Below are 19,224 nucleotides of genomic sequence, written 5' to 3'. Positions count from 1 at the left end.
ATCTACTCATGTTTTTTCCTTATATGACTTCGCTAAAAATCAAGTAAGGAATTAACATGAGTATTTTTTCAGGCAAAGCCTAAATGATGATAACCACCTACTGAAGTAGGTGGTTTAGGGCCGAAAATAAAATGGCCAGAAAGACTCTGGCCATTTTAATCCGACTGGCGTAAAAACAGTTTTTCCGTGAAAAGGTTTTTTACTTTAGCGATAAATGTTGGGGCCAGAAATGCACTAAGTAATATCAAGTCGTTTATATTTACAGTAATGGAATAAAAAAAGCCTAAATATGGGTTAAGGGAATTTTGCGTAATATAATTTAACATCAAAATTAGATGCAAGACAGAATTTATCAAAAAGATACACATTGTAATTACTGAAGCACCTGAGTACCCTTTACCCTTCCTTATAAAAGGAAATAATAAGGCAATGATAAGCGCTGTAATGCTATCAAAAAGTGAGAACATCAAATACATATTGACTATACCATCTATAAAACCACCGCCTTCTCTTGAGTACTCCAGAGCCATTAAGTAATCAGTTGATAAATAGGATATTGTAACGAATGTTACTAAACACATGTGTGAGAATGATGTTTTTTTATAGTAGGCTTTAATGATAGTTAGGCAGAAAACCACAAAAAGTAAGCCTGAAAAGCTCATCAAGTATTTAAAAAAGAAGTCACTAGCTCCTGCAGTAAATAACTTGTTATAAGAAATTACAAATGCATTTATATGTTCCATATTAAGCTCTGCGTTTGTAGCTGGCTAAATTAACAACATTTTTAAGCTCAATCTTGGATGCATAGGCTGGGGTAATACTACTCTTTTGAGGAAAGCCTTCTATTCCAGCAAGTTCAGCTTTAATTTCTTGAATTCTACGGAATACAGCAGAACGCTCATCATTAACTGGCAGTCCTTTCATGTAGACCTCCAGTTGAATTGACTCTTGAACCAACTTTCTGACGCGCTGCGCTATTGCAAGAGAACGAATAAATTCACGCTTTAAGAATAAATCACCCAAAATATGAAGCAGAATAATAAGCTCATTAAGGCTATAGGCGAGGCTCCCATATAAACATCCAACTCTAACTACTACATCTATTTTAATAATAATGTACTGAGAGTTTACCAGCAATAGTCCTTTATTATTGCTTTTATGTGGCCAACTGTTATCTTTTGCCAGGGTATTTGAGGAGAAGAATATACGTCTGTTTTAGATGAGAAAGAGTCATAGTGTGGCGAAAATAGCACTAAAAATGTCATTAGCTTCATTAAAATTATAATTTCTGGCGGTCTTTTTCTCAGCAAAGGTATGCCTATAGATCATTACGATGGCTGACTAAGTACTTCAATCTCCGCTTTTAGATTTTGCCTACTTGTACTCTCAGCAAGCATACAAACTCTCAAATTTGTTTGGCCTAAAAATGCGAAATTTTAATTAAAAACAAACTTAATATGTTCTATTGGTATTTATCATTGAGTGATGTTAATTGGAGGTTCAGATGTTACTCATTAAAAAGAAACAAAGCCCAGTTCGCGGGTTATTTTACATTTCACTTTGCATTTCATTATCTATTGTAAGTTGCAGCTTGAATTCATATTTTCGATACGGCATGACTTTGCCACTTGAATTTTACACACCCTTAATCATTACTTTGAAATTGCCTCTATTGAACTCAAAGCAAGGAACTGTGCTTTTTGGCCCTGTTAAATTGTTTAATTCTGGAAAATAGCGCGATTTTAAGAGTGTGATATCTTAGATTTAAATGATCGATGTGGAAGACTTACAATGAAAAATAGTACAGCACTAATATCAATAATCTTAGCGTGCTTATCTAGCGAAGCTGCAGCAATTATCCCTGGGGATAATACTGCATGTTATCCATTATCATATGATAGAGCTGCAATCAAAAAGCAAATAAAAGTGGATCTTCTTACTACGTATGCGGCCTTAAACACTATAAGTGGAGAGGAAAAGCTATTGAATGACACATACTCAGCTGAACTTGAGAATATAAAAGTGGTATCTACTGAGTTTCAAAATTTTAAATTTTCTTACTCTGAGCGTGATGGCCAACTTTGTGGTTCAATAGTAAAAAAGTAATTAATTTAAAATAAGAGGTTAAACATGAAAGAATATTACGTTGTAGAAATTGGTTATAGTGGTGCTGGAGGTGCTGGAGGAGATGTAGCTAAAAGATTTACATTGGATAAAGACAAAGCTCTTTGGTTTGCTGAGGTATTTTTTACGGGCCTAAAAACATTAGATAGAGAGTCTGGCTTTATAAAAATTATTGGTTCAGATAAAACTCTTTCTTTAACGATTTCTAATAATACCCTACCCAATTTTAATAGTATCAAGCTGCCCTTGCCGCAGTGTAGCCATTAAGAATTCTATTTACTCATTTATGGGCTTCACGGCCCATTCGAAATCGGCCTAAAAGTGAAATAAGAAATAGAACTTCCCATGCAGAATACATTTTCTATTCCAGCGGCTCAAATCTTGGCCATTTAGAACGCAAGCATTAAACGGCTAATTCAAAGCTTAAACACTCTTAGGCTTTTTTGACTTTTTTTCATCCCAAGTTTCGAGGACAAATAATGCTAAAGTATGCGCAGAGTGAATAGCAAGCCTAGCGTGGCGTGGTTTCAAATTATAAACCTTGCGTCCTTCCCCATGCGCTGAGCTTGCATGCGTTCTAAATGCACCAATGCCTCCCACAATTGACAACATCCCAGAAATAATCCTCTTTAGATCATCATCTTGAACTAGTTTAGTGTCAAAACCTAAATCATCTCTTACTACTTTCCAAACACCTTGGAGATCTTGCTTTTGGGGGAACAGTAATTTTTCATCTTCAATGTATACCTTAAAGATTGACTCTAATATGTTACATGCAGCGGAAACAGCGTCTCGTGGGGCTGAATTTACATTATTTAATGCGCGGTTAAACTCAGCTTCTATTGAAGGGATATCACGCCCTTTAATTACCTCCAATAATGATTTGCTGGGAGCTGAACTACCGTCTGAAACTGTCCCCCCATTGATGTATGTTAAATTACAACGCTCAAAGACTTTTATTAATTTAGTCTTTAGCTCTTGCTTTTGCGCTGTAATATTTACTCCCCATTGATAGCTATCTTGAGCTAATTCATCAGACAACTCCATGTATTCTTCAATGATTTTCCCTAGAATTTTAAGTGGAAAATCAGATTCTTTATTAATTCGTCGTAACCAAGCTTGTATTTTTACTTGCTTAGACCCTACAGGCGGTTCTCCTGGTGCGTCAGCATAGGTAAATAGGTTATCTAATCCAACGTGTGACTCTATCTCATGCAGATTATCTGATAAAACAGCAATAACTGGAGCAGGAATTTTTTTTCGCATAAATTTTTGATATGAGATTGCAAATGCCAACAGTTTATCAAGCATTTTGTAGGATATAAAATATCCACTGTTATTTTCATATGGATACCTTGTTTCGGAATTCCGGCTACTTTAACATTAAATCTATACCATCATACTAAAAGCTATAATCAATACTCACCCACCCATAGTGCCATTGAATAGCCCCGATTGTATTGCGCCCTACTTCAAGAAGATAAAAATAAATAAAAGAAAAATTAAATTAAACAAAGGACAAAAACGCAGATGCTGAGGTGTGTGCTTTATATACAATACGTGGTATGATGGTATAGAAAGTAACCGCTTAAGTGAATTTCCTATGTCTTTGTATAATGATGTTGAGTTTGCATTTAACCAATTAGTTAGTGCGACTGAAGCACTTAACCAATTCCTTCATGAATCTGAGGTGATTCATGCTGAATGCTATAAGTTACCAGCTTCAGCTGGTGACATGTCCAATACTAGTGGTTGGGAATTAGTAACCCCTGAAAAGCATACCGGCTTTACTGCATTAAGTATGGCCACAGGAGCTTTTTCCCGGTTTACACCAGATTATAATCACTCACCTAAATACCCTTTTAGACTACCTGGCTTTATCCAATTGGCGCCAAGTCATTATCAATTAGCTTCACAGCTAGTAGATGCATGTAATTTACAAAAAGTGATCATAAAAGAGCTCATCAACTGTAACAAACTCAACCAAGGTCAAAAGCGAGACCTAATTCAGTCAATTTGTCCTAACGCTATCACCTTGCAAATTTACAGGCTTATCAAAGCTGCTGATGGCCCTGTTAAACGAGTTGGTTTTACTTGGTGTAACAAAAACAGTATGAGAACTATTAACAAAGATGAGTTTCTTACTTATTTAGCCGGCAGCAAAGATAACCCTCCATCAGGCAAAACCAGAGCAGAATGGGCACCTTGGGTTGATAAAGAAATTGAGTTAGTTAAAGCCAAACCAGGTGAATTTATCAAAATAAAAAGACCCTTGCCTATTACTCCAAAGCTTAATATTTCATTCAAAGATGACACAAACACGGTTATGTTTTATGGACATACTCCAACAATCGTTTTTGGTGAACAAGCATGTAAAGTGTCACCACTGACTAGCTATCTTCGAACTGGATCAAGAAAAAATGATATGAGCTACCTTATTAAACGGTTGTACGTTTTAGATTAAAACCTAATTTGGTTCGCTATGGTTATTGTTAATTTATAGCCACATATTAATTTTTACATTGTAAAAAAGTAATATATGATGAAATCTTTACTACTTTTATCTGCAAAAACATGATGACAAGACTAAATTTTGTGCTAAGAGGTTGAATTGAACACACTAATGGCGAGGCAATCCATACTTAATGCCAATTATGAAATCTATGGCTTCGAGTTTTTGTATAGAGGGAGTCGTTACGACGTAAGCAAAAGCAATGATGCTATGGGAGCTACAAGTGAGCTTCTTAGTAATTTGTTTACGGCAATACAGAATAATGAAAAAACAAATAATTTACCTGCTTTTATTAATATCGATTCTTCTTTGATAGAATCACCGAGCTTTTTCCCTAGCTTTTCTGATAATATTATCTTAGAAATTCTAGAAGATGTTGTTGCCAGCCCTCAAATTATAGCAAGAATAAGAAATCTTAAACAGAGAGGTTTCAAATTTGCTTTAGATGATTTTATATTCGAACCTGATAGATTCAAGTTCTTACCCTATGTAGATATTGTGAAAATAGACATCTCAGCAATTCCATTTGAAAACATAAAGAAGTCATTACCAATTTTACAACCCTATTCCTTGATATTACTTGCAGAAAAAGTAGAAACCGAAAAAGAGTTCGAAGAATGTTTAAAGCTTGGCTTTGATCTCTTCCAAGGATATTTCTTCGACAAACCTGAACTAGTAAAAGGCGTTGAAGTGAGCCCTAGTAAGCAGGTAGCTTTAAATTTAATAACGGAACTTCTTAGGGAAGATATAACAATAAATGAGATAAGCACGCTAATCTCATGTGATCCTAGATTAGTTATCAAAATGCTACTACTAGTTAATAGTTCCTACTTTTCTTTTTCAAGAAAAATTGAGAATTTACGCGAAGCAATTGTCATGCTGGGTATTAAAGCTGTGCAACAATGGGTGTCATTACTGCTACTTGCTAGTGAATCAAAAAGCCCTCTTGAAATTTTTAGGGTTTTATTAAGTAGAGCAAAAGCACTAGAAGCCTTTGCAGAAATTAGAGCCATAAAAAATAAAGATGATTATTTCTATTTGGGGTTATTTTCTGGTCTCCATGCTCTAATAGGTACAGATTTAGAAACACTTCTTGAAAAAATTAACTTAAATAAAGAGTTAAAAGCCGCATTAAAAGGTGAAGAAAACTCTATCGGTAATAAACTGCTTATCATAAAAGCTATAGAGCGCTTCGATTTTAACCTTGATAAATTTAACTCCAAAGATGTTGAATTGTTGATGCAAACCTACTGGCAAGGGATTGAGTGGGCTGACGAATTAATGGATAAACTTATTAAAGAAATGTAGTTATAAACTATCCTAAAGTATCAGTTAATAACTTAACTACCTAAGTTCATGGAGATTTATAGTGTTATCAAACTTAACTATGAGAGTTATTAAAATTTTCATTTACCCACTCTAAATTCCAATGTTCTTGTTGGGTCTGAAAGTTACAATAGAGCCTTATTTTTTCAATTAATGAATTACTGGTTTTAGCAGCACACTCTCTAAGGCGCGGTTCAACTGTGTACGGGTAAATAAATTCACATTTATCGGTAAAGTGGTAAACAATTTCATCTCCAAATTTGAGCTGCAGGCTGTTATTTATTTTTAGCAAAGTGAGGTGGTTAGCTAAAACCTTGGCAGCTCAACATACGTAAGTTATTGACTAACTGAGGAAGTATTTTATGCAGTTTAGAAGAGTGTAGAAGGCACTGGTGGTAGCCAGTTAAATTTTCAATGCAAAAAAAGTGAGGTTCAGTAATTTCCTCAACTGCAATTACATTTCTTATGACATCATAGATATTAATCATGTGCGCCTCCAAGATAATTACAAAGCAATTATGAGACCAAAAAACACCACCCTATTTATCAGTAAGTTACCAAAATTCAGTTAATGATCATAGTTTTTACAATGAGAACATTTAGAGTTAGAAAGTAGATTTTTTAAAAGCTATAATTTTACCTGATAAAATTATAGGCTATTATCCTAATATAATTATTAGGTTCATCGGAGGGTCATTATGAAAAAGTCAGCCTTAGTTATTACAGGCTATCAAAATGATATTTTCCACTATAACGGTAAGATAAACCCATTTATCAAAGACGTAGCTTGTCAAAAAGAAGCTTTAGAGTGTACTTTTTCACTCTTAATGACACATATTCTTAACTTTGATTATGTAATAAGCATTCCCTTAATCTACTCTGATGAAATTCGAAAGCTAGATGCCCCTGTAGGCATATTTTAATGGGTCGCAGATACTAAAGCATTTAAAAAAGGCTCATTTGGCGCTCAAGAATTAGATTTTTTTAGTACTTTTGGAGAATTAATTCAAAGTATTCCCTGTGAATTTGGTTTAAACATGCTCAGCAATCCTAAAGTTGAGAGCGCCCTGAAAAAAACAAAATAGATCAATTATTTTTCGTAGGAGCCTGTGCTGCATTAACTATAGATAGCAACGGGAAAGAAGCAAATCGAAGAGGGTATGAAGTAATCATATTTTCTGATTGTTTTTCTGCAACAAGCTTCATAGAAAAAAAATCATTACTGCAAAAAACTCTTTCCAAAATTCAGTGAAGTAACTGATTCATTAACGTATTTCAATTCAAGAGATTAAGATATATTTAGATTTTAGTTGATAATGCTTTCACTGAATATACCCAACAAACACCGGTACAATGTTTAATTACACTCTTCTTGAACTTCAAAATTATCATTCTTTGAAATCATAAATACCATCAAGCTCACACTGTTCATCATAGTCTATAACTTATTTCATTGCCTGAGTAACCGCATATGGTGTGGCAACTAACTTCAAATCTTCACGTATTTTGTAGCGCATTTTTTCAAGATCATCATTTAGCTTATCCAGTGATTCGATATATGGTTTAGCAACAGCCCCTTTTAATGATAAACCTACAGATGAATTTGACTTGATGTTATGAAGTACTTCCTGAAGTACCGTTATTATTTGCTGAGCTACAGCTTCCTGCGCTGTTAATGATAATGTTTTTGCAGCCAACCGAGGGCTTTTTAAAGCGCTAACTAACTCTGTAGCATTTAAATCTGCAATAGCTTGTAGTGCTATTTCATCTGCCGCCTGAGCTACGTTTAATCTTTTATCAATTTTCGCAACGAGCTGCTCTGCTATATCATCAAAAATGTACTTCAAGCCTCTGCTTAAGATAGTTTGTTCAATAGGGTTTAAGCAATTTGGATCTGTGCTTTCACACTTCATTACTCTAATTGAGCCTGTATCAGACTCTTCGAAAATATCTCTTAATGAGACAGTTGCAGGTTTAGTTATTACATCAATCCCAGTATCGGTCGAGCTTGTGCTTCCAGACTTTCTAGAAATTGTTGTACCGGTTAACGACATGATGAGGTCTTTTAAGTTTGCACCACCCAAACCTGAGATTGAGGAATGGGTATATGCACTGACATTTGCATTCACTAGAATATGATGAGCTGTATTAACTTCTACTTCGACACCATTTTTTTCTGCTTTAACAGCTGTATTATCTGTATCGCCTTTCGTAGCGTTTACCTCACCTCTATCTGTTAACCAACCTGAAGCATCATTTGCGAGCCCTTCTAAAGCACCAAACTGCACTGAGCTCTTGAAAGTATCGACTGCATTTGTGCCGTCATCTAATTTCAGATCTCCCAAATATCCAACAGCCTTTTCGCAGCCATTAGCCGTCATTTGATTAAATTCATCAAGTTTTGTTTGAAGGTCTGACATTAACTTACTACATGAGGGACAAACTGAAGTTAAAGCCAAGTTAAAGGCATATGATGGTACACCTTGTGCAATCGCCCTTCCCATTTGCACTAATTGGTCGGAGTTTATTAAACTAAAGCTTCCAGCAAAAAAGTCGATGCCACCACAGCCTCCAGATATTTTCGGAGGTTGAAAATTAACGACATTCGCTCTTACCCCTTTTACTCTGTAAGAAGCCCCACCAAAACTTATACCGTTTCTTGTTGGTGTACTGAATGACGTAGCAGTTGTCGTTTGAAATGTTACAGCTTCAGTAAAGACATCTTCCATCACAGTTGAAGCATGAATTGATGGAGACAAAGCGCTAAGTGCAATTAGCACTGTTAATTTATTAATTTTAAACATTACTGAGCCTTTGATGTCGTTGAAAGGTTAATCTCATTAAGCCGTTTTCTGAGTAGGTCAGATAGAATTGAAGGGTTGTCTTCTAACTTTTGCTTTTCAACTACTAAAGGCTCCTTTGACACAAGAATGTCTTTTACTTCTTGTGTTTTAACGAATTGCTCCTCACTAATGAGGTTCATCCGTTTTGCTGCATAGAGTGCTCTTTGAACAAGTTCACTACCTGATGCCATGCCATATTTAATTGTTTGAAAGTGCTGACCATCATTTGAGACAAGCATTGTTGTAGGGGTAATGTTCACTTGAAACTTTCGAGACAAAGTCATATTAGGGTCGATCACATGCTTAACTCCCGGGAACTCTTTATCTAAAAGAATGCCATCCATTGAGATTGCTAACACATCAACCCCCATTATCTTAGCTAAGGACTCCATCGCAGGAAATTGTTGGTGACAATACGGGCAGTCAGAACGATAGAACATCCACAGCCCTGCTTTATCAAATAAAGAATTGAACACTTTGGCTTTATCTTTATTTGTTTTTACTTTATGAGCAAATAACGCATTACTTGAATTTGGTCGGCGGTTACTTTCAGAAAGTTGCTCTTCAAACATAAAAAATTCTTTTGTTTGATCGCTAAATGCATTCGCTTTGTCGATAGCTAAACGTTGTGCGTAATAATAGTTTGAAATGTTCTCTGTACTAGGATCATCAATAGCTGTATTGAGTAATTTAGGAAGGTTTTCTTTCAACCAAGCTGAATTAATTTCAACCATTTCTGGTTGTTTCTTATCATTTGGCTGTGCAGAAGGAGGTTGCGCCTTTGGAACTTCTTGCTTTTCCTCATCTACAAGCTCAGGATCTTCGTAAAAGTGCCATCCTCTACTAGGCTTTTCTGTTCCAGAAACCGGTGAGCTTTTAGCAGACACAAAGCCAGCATTCATAACTCCCAACGCTACAATTGTTAAACTTAAATAGAATCTCATTCCTTTCAACCTACGAAATATGAGCTACTTGCGTGTGTTGTACTCGAACTGATTGCTCTTGAACGAAATGATGGATATTTACTTTTTTAAGTTTGATTGTTTTCACTGATTTAGGATTAACACCACAACGGCACCAAGGACAAGAAGAAGTGAAGCTTTGGGTTGTTCTTAAATAAAAGCGGCCACATGAGCATCTATTGGGGTATAAGTCCTGCTTAGAAATTCCACAAAACAATGAATTTACTTGATTAATGTCAATTGGGTCGACCAAATCTTGGAAGCGCTTATTAAAGCTTATACAAACATTAACAAGCATATCTGCAAAAACATTATCATTATCAAAATCAAAATTAGGGTACAGAGCTTTAGCTTCATTAAATAGCAGATTCGCTATCAAAAAGCCTTCGCGGTTTGAATCAACCCATCCATAACCAACTGAATTTGCAATTTTCTTGAACTCAAATGGCTTAGAAGAAATAGTGTCTACTTCCCTTTTTATTTCTTTATAGCGTCCAATTTTGATATAAGGAAAGAGCTCTGCAACAAGAGCTGGTCTTGCATTAAGAGACATCAGCGTAACAATCAGTGAAATGTCTCTTGTTATATTATATGAAACACTTCTACCATCCACTAAACCTATGAGTTCTGAACTAATTGCATTCATAATTAATTCCCCACCACAGCGATTGAGGTACTTGCAGCTAAGTTTTTAAGCTTGCCAAGTTTTAAATCGTTATTTTCAGCACTTTTAATAGCATCTAGCATTTGTTTAATTCCATTCAAACCAAGCGATGCCGCGTTAATAACTGTTTTTTCTCTAGCTAGTCGTTGCAATGTCATTGTACTAGCATCACGTATAGCAACCACATCAGCTTCAGATTGAATACAGAAAAGGTGCGCAGCCAATTGAATATCTACAACTGCAGCTTGTTTCACTAGAAGCAACGCACTAACTTGAATAGATATTGCTTCATCCAAAAATTGACTTCGATTTTCCATAACACAACCAATAAAAAATTATTAACAATGAAACTATATTTTAAACAGAAGGTCACTAAATTGGCAACTATACAAAGTGTATATTTCACAATAAAAATTTATAGAAATTTTAAACAGCTGATTTAGTTGAATTTTATTTATTTATAAATCGTAACTTTATGATGTAAAAAATTAAACGCAATCTCAACCAATAACACTTTATCATTAGATAATTAAGCCGAGTACTGTTATCAAAAATCAAAGTTGCCATTAATAATCTAAATGTAATTCTCAATTCAGGTATAACTTTTAGGTTTTTAAATGAAATCTCTGTTTCACATGGCAAATAAAATTAATGAAATGCTCACAGAATATGAGCTGGGTAACCTTCAAGAATTGAGGAAAAATATTCATTCTTTATCACGAGTTCCCTCAAAGTACGTATTTGACCAAAGGGGAGTAAAAAAAGATTGGGGAGCTCATTTCGGAGGTCGAGCCGAGCTTCAATTTAACATCGGCTTTGAAAATAATTCGTTTCGATACGGACTAGCATTCTCCCTTCGCCCTAGTAGAGATCATCCAAACCTTAATGCTCTAATAGAGAAAATTAATTTATTCAATTAATACATCAATGAATTCGGAACTGAGTTTTACGATTTAAGCATGTGGCTCCATGATGTTGAGCATGACGGCTCAAGAAGTGAAGACTTTCAGCCAACCATAATCAAGTCAGAATGGTGCAAAACTAATGCTTTTATTTTCCTAGGTGAAAAACAAAATCGTGAAAGAATTGATTATCAGCGAGTTTGTGATGTGTTAGATCGCTTGCTACCTTTGTATCTTCACATAGAGATAGCATCAAAAAATGGCAAACCTTCTACTCCCTCTTTTATTTTCAAACCAGGTTGCAGAACAAAACAGTCATTTACCAAACTTACCTATAAGAGAGATGAACAAATTGATGTACGCCTCCTGCACAATGATCTTCAACAGGCTTTGTATGATGAATTAATACGAGTCTATGGCAGAGATAATGTAGGCACTGAAAACCTAATCGGATGCGGAAGAGTTGACCTGACTCTTTAATTGGGTGATAAGTACAGATTATACGAAATCAAAACAGCATTTAGTGCTAAATCATGTATACGACAAGCAATTGGGCAACTTCTAGAGTATGCCTACTTTTATCAAACAGGTTTCGTTGAAAAGTTAGTTGTTGCTGGTCCTGTAAAATGCACAAGCGTTGAACATTCCTATCTGAATGAACTGCAAAGCAAGTTTAATTTGCCGATCGAGTATTATCAAATCAAAGGCCCATGCTTTGACTTTGATTAGGTTATAATTTCATTTTACTTTCTTAAATTGTATTTATGTTGAAAAACCCCGAAGTAAGGGCCGAAATATCCGAAGTGAGCGAGCTAATAATGAGGTAGTAGTTATGGAAGTTTGGATTACATTTGATTCAAATGTATGGGAATCAGAGATACAGCAGTTTGCTTTTGAAACTCAACTACATTTATTTAAAGAGCAACAGTTACAGATAGCAACCTTGTAAGGCAAAATGCCTAGCAAACCTCTAGCAAAAAATCATGAATATCAAAGGCGTGTATGGAACTTAAAACACTTTCTAAAAATCACGTAAATAAACTATTGGACTTTGAATTGAAAAACAAAGAATGGTTTGAAAGTTTTATTGAGCCAAGGCATAAAGACTTTTATTCTCACAGTGGTGTTACAAAGCATATTGATTATCTACTTAATCAAATTAATTCAGGCAATGCCTTTTGCGGTATTGTAATTAAAAACAATGTTATTGTTGCGAGAGCTAACCTAAAAAATATTTCAGACCAAAAAGCCTATGTGGGTTATCGTGTAGGTAAAGAGTTTACATCTAAAGGTGTAGCAAGTTACTGCTTAAAACAACTAATTCACATCGGAAAAAATAAGCTTAATTTAAAACAATTAAACGCTCAGGTGCTAAATAATAACCCTGCTTCAATGCACATATTGCACAAATTTGGTTTTGAAGCTATTGGTACAACAGCAAATTTTTTAAAACTAAATAACAAACAATTAAGTTGCACTGAGCTTGTTTTAAATACACATAATAAGTAACAAAGAGTGGATACATAAAACTTAGCTCGCTACTTACTGCGTTATGAGCATCCGGAATTTGTAAAGAGCCGCCTTTCGGCCCTAACTCACATTTGCCCCGTTATGAGTTACGCGCGATATGCAGATTTCATAGTTTTACTAATCCTAAATGCCATATAGAGGTTACTTTCGCAGGATGAGATTAATGGATGACTTTGTTCTTTTTGTCACCTAGATTCAACAGTAAAAGAGAAAATAAATATGAGCGACAGTTTGTCTTCAAAGTAGTATCTTAATCGTTGATAAGAAATGGTCTTATAATCAGACAAATTGAGAGATGAGATATGCCAATAACTGCTTATTCAAACACTTACAAACGAGAATTAGATGTAACTCAATTGGAGTCACTTTTCAATGAAAGTCCTCACTCTCTAGATGTTTCGTTTCAAAACTTTGTAAAAAATGACGTAGAGTGTCCTGCATGCAATGTAACAGGTGGTTATATAGTTAGTGAGGGTATTTGTGCAAAGACTGGTAGAACAGTATCTCAAGCTCACTTTGCATTTAGAAATTCTCAAGGAGTTGATGCACACTTACCATTTTGTGAGTTCTATAATGGAGAGGACAAACAAAAGTTGGTTGCAAATGAAGGTACAGTTGACTTCAGAAACTCTAAGTCTTCCATAACAAGACAAATTGGAGTCATAGTTAGTATTGGGATAGAAAACAATATTTTCAGTCAAGGTGACATGCGAGATATGAGGCAATGGTTTCTTGATTTGAGGAAAAGTGGTCAGGAGCTTTTTGATATCTCTCCACACATTGTCAATCTTGCTAGAAGCTCATATGTTAAATCTAAAAGAAATTCTGAAAAATTTGTCCTAGACGTTACCGAAGCCTCAAAAGAAGGATTTGATATCGATAAGGAAGTTTATGAGTCTCTAAGCCATCAATATCCTCATTACAAATTGATTGAATACTATAAAGAGAATCCATTCTATTTAGAGATAAGCCAGAAAGCTGTAGTGAAAAAGGCCATTAGTATAATAATAAATGACTCAAGTACCTTAAACTTTGACCGAAGCGTGATATTAGACAAGTATCAATTAACTCGGAAACTTGCCTTTAAAATGGTTAAGAATGACGGTTTTCTATCACAAAAACTATCTCCTAGTGCACTTTTTAAATCTAATCCGTTAATGGCACTTTCATCTTTACTACTATTTGTATCAAATTGGGATATTGAAGAAGCATGGAAAAAGGTTGAAATAATTTATAAAATACAATCTGTAAAAGATGGTAACGCTGGAAATTTTATTGGCCTTAATCCATTTGTAAATTACAGCGCTTGGGTGATCATTAAGAAATTGATGTTTATAAAAGACACCCTTGAAGATACTCTAGACTATGACTACATATTTAATGAAGAAAAGTCACGGTTAATGAAATTATACGACCTTAAAGGTTGATCACTACAATAGCGGTTGCGTTAGTGTTGTAGCATAACGCATCTCTGATCTACGGCATTTCAGAACCATATCGTCAGACATGAAGCTGCCCTAAAGTGAGTTAACGTAAATGCACTAAGGTGGTTTTGAGCGAGGGGTGAGCGTTAATCTTTGAAGCTTAAACGTCAGCTTTCCATATTATAGCTGCCGGTATGCCCCTGAATATATGATAATGAAAACTGAGTCAGAATTCGGTTAGCTAATTCTGATTTAGCGATAATTGGATGCTTGCCTACTTGATTTGCAAAATAAAATGAAGTTAGATTTTAAGCTGTTGTAATTTATTGTTTTTAGATATGGCTACCCCGCATATTACCCAATAGGATTGAAATAGCTGAAAATGGAAGATACACAATTTAAAAGTCCATTGTTTGATGCAACCGCGACGTGGAACGGTTTTTCTTATCAAGGAAAAGTCGGACTGTATGTATGTTTAAAGCTTATTAATGATGCATTGCTTCATAAGGAAAATATAGATGAGTTCTGTGAGCAATATAGTATTGAATTCGAATGGTTGGAGGATTTTTCTATACTCCAAAATGATCAGTACATAAGCCATCATCAAGTTAAACATTATAATGATGATAAATTTAGTAGTTATATTGATGCTATTGTCACTATTTTATCAAGACAACAAGGTCGAATATCCGAAAATGATCTATTTAAATATATTGGTTATTATGCTCAGATTAGTACCAAAGACTTTAATAAAAAGGAATACATTGAAAAATTAGTTAGTAGATTAGTTGAGGAGAACGTTGTCGACCAAAGCCGATTTATAATAGCAAATAATCTCTCAAACCTAGATGGTTACAATGATGATGTGGTAACTGCAGTTAATAATTACTTAGATGATTTTATAACTATAAAAGATCAATATTTAAATGGATGTGTTTACGTCCATACATCAAAGAAAATAATTGTTCCTAATCAAGACCTATCAGATTATATAGACATAAAAAAATCAAAAGTCAGTTTAGAACACGGTTCAAAAAGAACATTAAAAAGTCAAAATATTCTATGCTCGTTTGACTCTAACTCTGACTACGATCTAGCACTTGATGATGAAGCACTAACGAAAAAGTTAATGTGCTTAGCTGAATTAATTTTAAAACATATAAATCCAAGTCTAAGTCTAAGTATCACTTCTGATATATTAACTATTTACATTGCATCAATAAAAGACCTTATTGATAAGTATGTAGAACAGAGGCATGAAGACCTAAGAAGGGATGAAACGATAAGGCTGAGTGAAATAGTTAAACGAAAATTAACGTTTACTGAGATTTTAACATGTCTAAGAACGGAGCTAATCGATGAATCAAACGATGACTACTGGGAACTAATTTGCCGTGAAAACTTTGAGAATGCATTCCAAAAGCAAATTGATTTTTTAGATGAAGAAAACTTAGTAGAGCGCAGAAACCTCTATAGGCATTATAAAACGACTTATGATAAATATATAAAACAAGGTAAGTTAGCATTTCTGTTGAAAGCATTAAAACCACATATATCTGTTTGCGACAAGCCCAGTAAAAGTAATTACTATCATCAGTATATTGCCGACGAGAATGATATCAGCATAGCTTATTTAAGTTTTCTTGAAAATCTGAACATAGAACACGACGACTGTTTCTTGTTTCCAAAAAATGGTAAACATTTTCATGCAAGTACTATTAGCGTAAATCGCTCAAACCCCCGTCATGCCAAAAATGCTATTGATACTCTAAAAATAGATTTTAAAGATCGATTCATATATTTAAATAAAGATACTGACTTTATTGTTATCGATTCACCCAATAACACTGAGTTTTCAGGTCGTCTTGAAAAGTTTGTAGAAGTACCTAACGTGTTAGGCTATGAAGTAGCAGATAAAGAACATATAACCTCAACCAAAGATCTCACTTTTGTTCATTATGAATTAGCACAGGAAAAATTAAATGAATAAGGATTTTCTCAATACCATTACTAAATTATTAGGTGAATTAGGCTTGTCTGCTGGTATTTTTAATTTAGTTGATGACGACACAATAACTCTACAGACACAAGACTTTATCCTCGTAAGAAACAATAAAGTTGGTGATTATTTTTTATTGGCCGAAATTCAAATATCCGAATTAAATTTAGTCAATCGTGATTTACAAATCAGTCTGATGTCATATTTAAACCACTTAACGACTGATGCGGGTGTTAATGATTTGCGACCATTAAATGGAGTTCCATTTTTAGCGTTAGATAATAGCTTTGAGAAAAACACCACGTTATTGCTATTCACGAATAAAATTGGTGATATTACTAACCTACTTACCCAAATTACTGAAATAGAAGAAAACGAGTATTTTTTTAAAAAACAAGTTTTACTGCTCCCAACCAAGTTTTTAGATAATTTGGGAAATAAAATATCCAGCTCAACGGATTTTGAAATAACTAGATATTTGCAAGATTGCATGAATGACACTGAAAAGTTTAAACAATTCATGAGCAAGACAAACGAAGACTCTGATTATGCAGGATGCGCCCAATTTTTTGAAAAGTTGCCATTTTTACATTTAAACGTAGAAAGCTCCGAATCTAATTCCTTACAGAATATGATCGACAATGAAATCGCGGAAAATACAAAAAAATACAATATTACGCTCAATACTGACACGGACGAAGAAGAGGGAAATAGTAAATTTACCATCTTAGATAAAAACCTAGAGGAAATTTATGTAGTAGCGATGAAATATGCGTCAAAAATGGAAGAGTCCGATACCGACTTAGATGCAGAAGCACTGCTAGCTAATTTAAAAGGAAATGGGGTCAATGAGTAATTATAGAATTGGTCGCTTGCTCGTTAAAAATTTCAAATCTTACACGGAAGAGTTTTCATATAACTTCGAAAATAAAGATTTAATTATTCTAGATGGCCCAAATGGGTTTGGTAAAACAACAATATTCGATGCAATTGAAATAGCCCTTACAGGTACTGTCAGTCGGTTTAAAAATTCTAAAATAATTGATACCAAGCAACGAAATAAAAATATGTTGATATCAACCAATGGAGTCGACGGAGCTCCGGCTTTCGTGGTTTTAGAATTAATCTCTAATAATAACTCATTGATTATCGGAACTTACATTGAAGCTAAAAAAGGAAAAAATAAAGAATGGGCTAATCATATTTACCGCGGAATCTTAAAGAGCTGGCCAGATAATGTTGACGATATATCTATTGAAATTGGAGAAGGAAATGGGAATATAATTGAAGAATTACAGGAAGCATTAAATTTTAAAGAATTAAATAAAATGTTTACTGTATTCAATTACATACAGCAAGAAGAAACTTTGCATTTTCTTAAACTTGATGAAAAATCTAGATTTAAACAAATAGATCACCTCTTTGGTATCGGTGATGAAAAAAACGCGTTCAATCAATTAGAAAAATTAAAAAATGTAGTTTCAGCTAAAATAACAGGTTTGGAAAAAGAGAAAGACGATAAAACAACAGAACGTGAAGAACTTAGAACTGAAGAAGGTGCACATGATGAGATTAGCTTATCTGGAAATATAATAGAGCAGCTAGATACAAAAACAAAATCGATTGAAAAACTCGAAAAATATAAAGCCGCGCTTGAGGAATGCAAGCGGATATTAAGCGAAGACGGGAAAAATAATTGGTCACTTATTAAACAAAGACATGAAGTTAAAGAATGGCTTAAAATTGAGAATAAAAATTTAATAAAAAATCTGCTTCTTTTTAGTACAATCTCAGACTATTCCCGCATTGAATCACTAAGCAAACATATCTTGTGGATTACTAAGACTATTGAAAAATGTACAGATTATAGTGAACTAAAAGATTTAGATATTACTAAAGAAATTGAGATTACAGATGTTTTATTGAATAAAATACAAAAACATTTCAAAAAATTATACAAAGTAAACAAATCCGATATCAATAGCTATGAAACTCTTGTAAATACTCAAAGCACGACCGAGAAACTTTTAACTAGCATAACCAATTCCAGTGAAACGCTAATTAAAAAGTTAAATAAATTCTGCGGCGAAGAAGAAGAGATCATTGAACGTTCGGATAATAAAGAAGGTGTTGATTGCCCATTATGCGGGCACCCATATGACGATTTAATCGAACTTAATACAGCATACAAAGAACAAAAGGCTGTTTTCCAACAATTACAAACAGATACAGGTAAAAAGCTCGAGTTAGCTTATAACAAAATTATCAATGAGTTAATTACGCCTGTTATCCAACGAAGTAAAGATCGCTTTGCTAAATACAGCTATTTTAATGATAACTACAAAGAAATATTGAGAAAACGTCAGATCAATAAAGATATTTTTGATAACATTCTAGAATTTAAAACTTGGTTCGATAAATACCTCCCGCAATACAGTAAACACGCTTGCCCTAGCTTATTCTCTGCCGATTATTCCGTAGAAGCAAAATATACTGAAATTAAAACTCTGTTGGAAACTTTAGACAGTACGCTTTCAGTCAAAGTTGAGGACGAATTTGAGCTAATTAAAGCTAAATTAGATGATATTGGTGTAGATGCAAGTACAGAAGTTAATGATTGGCCTTTTTCATTAGAAAATGTTACAAACGATATTCAGTACTTAGAAAATCAAATTAAACTATTAAATAACAATCAATACAGCAAGTTAACAGATGAAATAACAGAGTATGACACAGGTATATCAAACTATAGAAGTATACTAAACGCATTAAATGACGGGTATAAGATATATAAAACTAACATTACTCGATGGCCTTGTTGATCAAATGCAGCTCTCTAACAAATTCACTTAACTTACTGATATTTAGGCAGACCAAGGGTGTTGATCTTATTTAGCGCCTTCACTTTGATCATCGCTTCAACCAGTTGGCGATTGTA

At 34.2% G+C, this 19,224-nt stretch carries 20 protein-coding genes; 13 read left to right on the top strand and 7 right to left on the bottom strand.

The features are described from left to right. Window positions 1–155: 155 nt before the first annotated feature. Together L1264_RS19770 and L1264_RS19765 are read right to left on the bottom strand one after the other, a co-directional pair. A complete protein-coding gene (locus tag L1264_RS19770) occupies window positions 156–743 on the bottom strand; it encodes a hypothetical protein (protein WP_230237707.1) in 588 nt (195 codons plus the stop codon). Window position 744: 1 nt separating this feature from the next. Continuing rightward, window positions 745–1,137: a hypothetical protein gene (locus L1264_RS19765; RefSeq protein ID WP_235404458.1), complete on the bottom strand. Its 393-nt coding sequence runs from the start codon at window positions 1,135–1,137 to the stop codon at window positions 745–747. A gap of 654 nt (window positions 1,138–1,791) precedes the next feature. On the opposite strand from L1264_RS19765, the gene L1264_RS19760 reads away from it, so the two are divergent. Next, window positions 1,792–2,106: a hypothetical protein gene (locus tag L1264_RS19760; RefSeq protein ID WP_138534046.1), complete on the top strand. Its 315-nt coding sequence runs from the start codon at window positions 1,792–1,794 to the stop codon at window positions 2,104–2,106. A 24-nt stretch (window positions 2,107–2,130) separates the two neighbouring features. After that, window positions 2,131–2,391: a hypothetical protein gene (locus L1264_RS19755; RefSeq protein WP_230237709.1), complete on the top strand. Its 261-nt coding sequence runs from the start codon at window positions 2,131–2,133 to the stop codon at window positions 2,389–2,391. A 156-nt stretch (window positions 2,392–2,547) separates the two neighbouring features. Here the strand turns inward: L1264_RS19755 and L1264_RS19750 are convergent, their stop codons facing one another. After that, complete coding sequence (locus tag L1264_RS19750) at window positions 2,548–3,435, bottom strand: abortive infection family protein (RefSeq protein ID WP_230237710.1); 888 nt, start codon at window positions 3,433–3,435, stop codon at window positions 2,548–2,550. A gap of 292 nt (window positions 3,436–3,727) precedes the next feature. Between L1264_RS19750 and L1264_RS19745 the strand changes: the two genes are divergently transcribed. The 4 genes from L1264_RS19745 (at window position 3,728) to L1264_RS21550 (ending at window position 7,214) form a co-directional block, all read left to right on the top strand. Further along, complete coding sequence (locus L1264_RS19745; protein ID WP_235404456.1) at window positions 3,728–4,588, top strand: DNA replication terminus site-binding protein; 861 nt, start codon at window positions 3,728–3,730, stop codon at window positions 4,586–4,588. A gap of 147 nt (window positions 4,589–4,735) precedes the next feature. After that, the gene (locus L1264_RS19740; RefSeq protein WP_235404454.1) at window positions 4,736–5,944 is read left to right on the top strand and encodes an EAL and HDOD domain-containing protein; all 1,209 of its coding nucleotides are present in this window, start codon (window positions 4,736–4,738) and stop codon (window positions 5,942–5,944) included. Window positions 5,945–6,660: 716 nt separating this feature from the next. Beyond that, window positions 6,661–6,885 (top strand): hypothetical protein, encoded by a 225-nt coding sequence (locus L1264_RS19735; protein ID WP_235404452.1) that lies wholly within the window; start codon window positions 6,661–6,663, stop codon window positions 6,883–6,885. A 158-nt stretch (window positions 6,886–7,043) separates the two neighbouring features. Then, window positions 7,044–7,214 carry a hypothetical protein gene (locus L1264_RS21550; RefSeq protein ID WP_370317202.1) on the top strand — a complete coding sequence of 57 codons (171 nt, stop codon included), beginning with the start codon at window positions 7,044–7,046 and terminating at the stop codon, window positions 7,212–7,214. Window positions 7,215–7,407: 193 nt separating this feature from the next. Here L1264_RS21550 and L1264_RS19730 read toward each other — a convergent pair whose 3' ends face one another. From L1264_RS19730 to L1264_RS19715, 4 genes are read right to left on the bottom strand one after another with little or no spacing between them, the layout of a single operon-like run. After that, window positions 7,408–8,766, bottom strand: coding sequence for a conjugal transfer protein TraH (locus L1264_RS19730; protein WP_235404450.1), 1,359 nt, complete (start codon window positions 8,764–8,766; stop codon window positions 7,408–7,410). Beyond that, window positions 8,766–9,749 (bottom strand): conjugal transfer protein TraF, encoded by a 984-nt coding sequence (traF, locus tag L1264_RS19725; protein WP_175083578.1) that lies wholly within the window; start codon window positions 9,747–9,749, stop codon window positions 8,766–8,768. Before traF ends, L1264_RS19730 begins: the two co-directional genes overlap by 1 nt. Before the next feature lie 10 nt (window positions 9,750–9,759). Then, window positions 9,760–10,413, bottom strand: a complete 654-nt coding sequence (locus L1264_RS19720; RefSeq protein WP_235404448.1) for a DUF1922 domain-containing protein — start codon at window positions 10,411–10,413, stop codon at window positions 9,760–9,762. 2 nt (window positions 10,414–10,415) lie between these two features. Continuing rightward, window positions 10,416–10,748: a hypothetical protein gene (locus L1264_RS19715; protein ID WP_235404447.1), complete on the bottom strand. Its 333-nt coding sequence runs from the start codon at window positions 10,746–10,748 to the stop codon at window positions 10,416–10,418. 300 nt (window positions 10,749–11,048) lie between these two features. Between L1264_RS19715 and L1264_RS19710 the strand changes: the two genes are divergently transcribed. From L1264_RS19710 to L1264_RS19680, 7 genes are all read left to right on the top strand, one after another. After that, window positions 11,049–11,351, top strand: coding sequence for a hypothetical protein (locus L1264_RS19710; protein WP_235404445.1), 303 nt, complete (start codon window positions 11,049–11,051; stop codon window positions 11,349–11,351). A gap of 39 nt (window positions 11,352–11,390) precedes the next feature. After that, window positions 11,391–11,813, top strand: a complete 423-nt coding sequence (locus L1264_RS19705) for a hypothetical protein (RefSeq protein ID WP_235404444.1) — start codon at window positions 11,391–11,393, stop codon at window positions 11,811–11,813. 522 nt (window positions 11,814–12,335) lie between these two features. Then, entirely contained in the window at window positions 12,336–12,842 is a 507-nt protein-coding gene (locus tag L1264_RS19700; protein ID WP_235404442.1) for a GNAT family N-acetyltransferase, read from the top strand. Between the two features lie 323 nt (window positions 12,843–13,165). Continuing rightward, complete coding sequence (locus L1264_RS19695; RefSeq protein ID WP_235404440.1) at window positions 13,166–14,290, top strand: hypothetical protein; 1,125 nt, start codon at window positions 13,166–13,168, stop codon at window positions 14,288–14,290. A 379-nt stretch (window positions 14,291–14,669) separates the two neighbouring features. Next, a complete protein-coding gene (locus tag L1264_RS19690) occupies window positions 14,670–16,277 on the top strand; it encodes a hypothetical protein (RefSeq protein ID WP_235404438.1) in 1,608 nt (535 codons plus the stop codon). Further along, on the top strand, window positions 16,270–17,142 hold the full coding sequence (locus L1264_RS19685) for an ABC-three component system middle component 1 (protein ID WP_235404437.1): 873 nt from the start codon (window positions 16,270–16,272) through the stop codon (window positions 17,140–17,142). The genes L1264_RS19690 and L1264_RS19685 overlap by 8 nt, the downstream gene beginning before the upstream one ends. Further along, window positions 17,135–19,108 carry an AAA family ATPase gene (locus tag L1264_RS19680; protein ID WP_235404434.1) on the top strand — a complete coding sequence of 658 codons (1,974 nt, stop codon included), beginning with the start codon at window positions 17,135–17,137 and terminating at the stop codon, window positions 19,106–19,108. Before L1264_RS19685 ends, L1264_RS19680 begins: the two co-directional genes overlap by 8 nt. Window positions 19,109–19,224 lie beyond the last annotated feature (116 nt).

The organism is Pseudoalteromonas sp. APAL1 (assembly GCF_021532475.1).
Lineage (GTDB): Bacteria > Pseudomonadota > Gammaproteobacteria > Enterobacterales > Alteromonadaceae > Pseudoalteromonas > Pseudoalteromonas lipolytica_C.
Note: the sequence above shows the minus strand (reverse complement) of the source record. Positions and strands in the feature narration are given on the sequence as shown.

Coding starts and splice junctions, on each gene's coding strand:
- L1264_RS19700 (WP_235404442.1), top strand. CDS start 12,336: ATGGAACTTAAAACACTTTCTAAAAATCACGTAAATAAACTATTGGAC.
- L1264_RS19695 (WP_235404440.1), top strand. CDS start 13,166: ATGCCAATAACTGCTTATTCAAACACTTACAAACGAGAATTAGATGTA.
- L1264_RS19770 (WP_230237707.1), bottom strand. CDS start 743: ATGGAACATATAAATGCATTTGTAATTTCTTATAACAAGTTATTTACT.
- L1264_RS19730 (WP_235404450.1), bottom strand. CDS start 8,766: ATGTTTAAAATTAATAAATTAACAGTGCTAATTGCACTTAGCGCTTTG.
- traF (WP_175083578.1), bottom strand. CDS start 9,749: ATGAGATTCTATTTAAGTTTAACAATTGTAGCGTTGGGAGTTATGAAT.
- L1264_RS19755 (WP_230237709.1), top strand. CDS start 2,131: ATGAAAGAATATTACGTTGTAGAAATTGGTTATAGTGGTGCTGGAGGT.
- L1264_RS19680 (WP_235404434.1), top strand. CDS start 17,135: ATGAGTAATTATAGAATTGGTCGCTTGCTCGTTAAAAATTTCAAATCT.
- L1264_RS19710 (WP_235404445.1), top strand. CDS start 11,049: ATGAAATCTCTGTTTCACATGGCAAATAAAATTAATGAAATGCTCACA.
- L1264_RS19735 (WP_235404452.1), top strand. CDS start 6,661: ATGAAAAAGTCAGCCTTAGTTATTACAGGCTATCAAAATGATATTTTC.
- L1264_RS19690 (WP_235404438.1), top strand. CDS start 14,670: ATGGAAGATACACAATTTAAAAGTCCATTGTTTGATGCAACCGCGACG.
- L1264_RS19685 (WP_235404437.1), top strand. CDS start 16,270: ATGAATAAGGATTTTCTCAATACCATTACTAAATTATTAGGTGAATTA.
- L1264_RS19720 (WP_235404448.1), bottom strand. CDS start 10,413: ATGAATGCAATTAGTTCAGAACTCATAGGTTTAGTGGATGGTAGAAGT.
- L1264_RS19715 (WP_235404447.1), bottom strand. CDS start 10,748: ATGGAAAATCGAAGTCAATTTTTGGATGAAGCAATATCTATTCAAGTT.
- L1264_RS19760 (WP_138534046.1), top strand. CDS start 1,792: ATGAAAAATAGTACAGCACTAATATCAATAATCTTAGCGTGCTTATCT.
- L1264_RS19750 (WP_230237710.1), bottom strand. CDS start 3,435: ATGCTTGATAAACTGTTGGCATTTGCAATCTCATATCAAAAATTTATG.
- L1264_RS19705 (WP_235404444.1), top strand. CDS start 11,391: ATGTGGCTCCATGATGTTGAGCATGACGGCTCAAGAAGTGAAGACTTT.
- L1264_RS19745 (WP_235404456.1), top strand. CDS start 3,728: ATGTCTTTGTATAATGATGTTGAGTTTGCATTTAACCAATTAGTTAGT.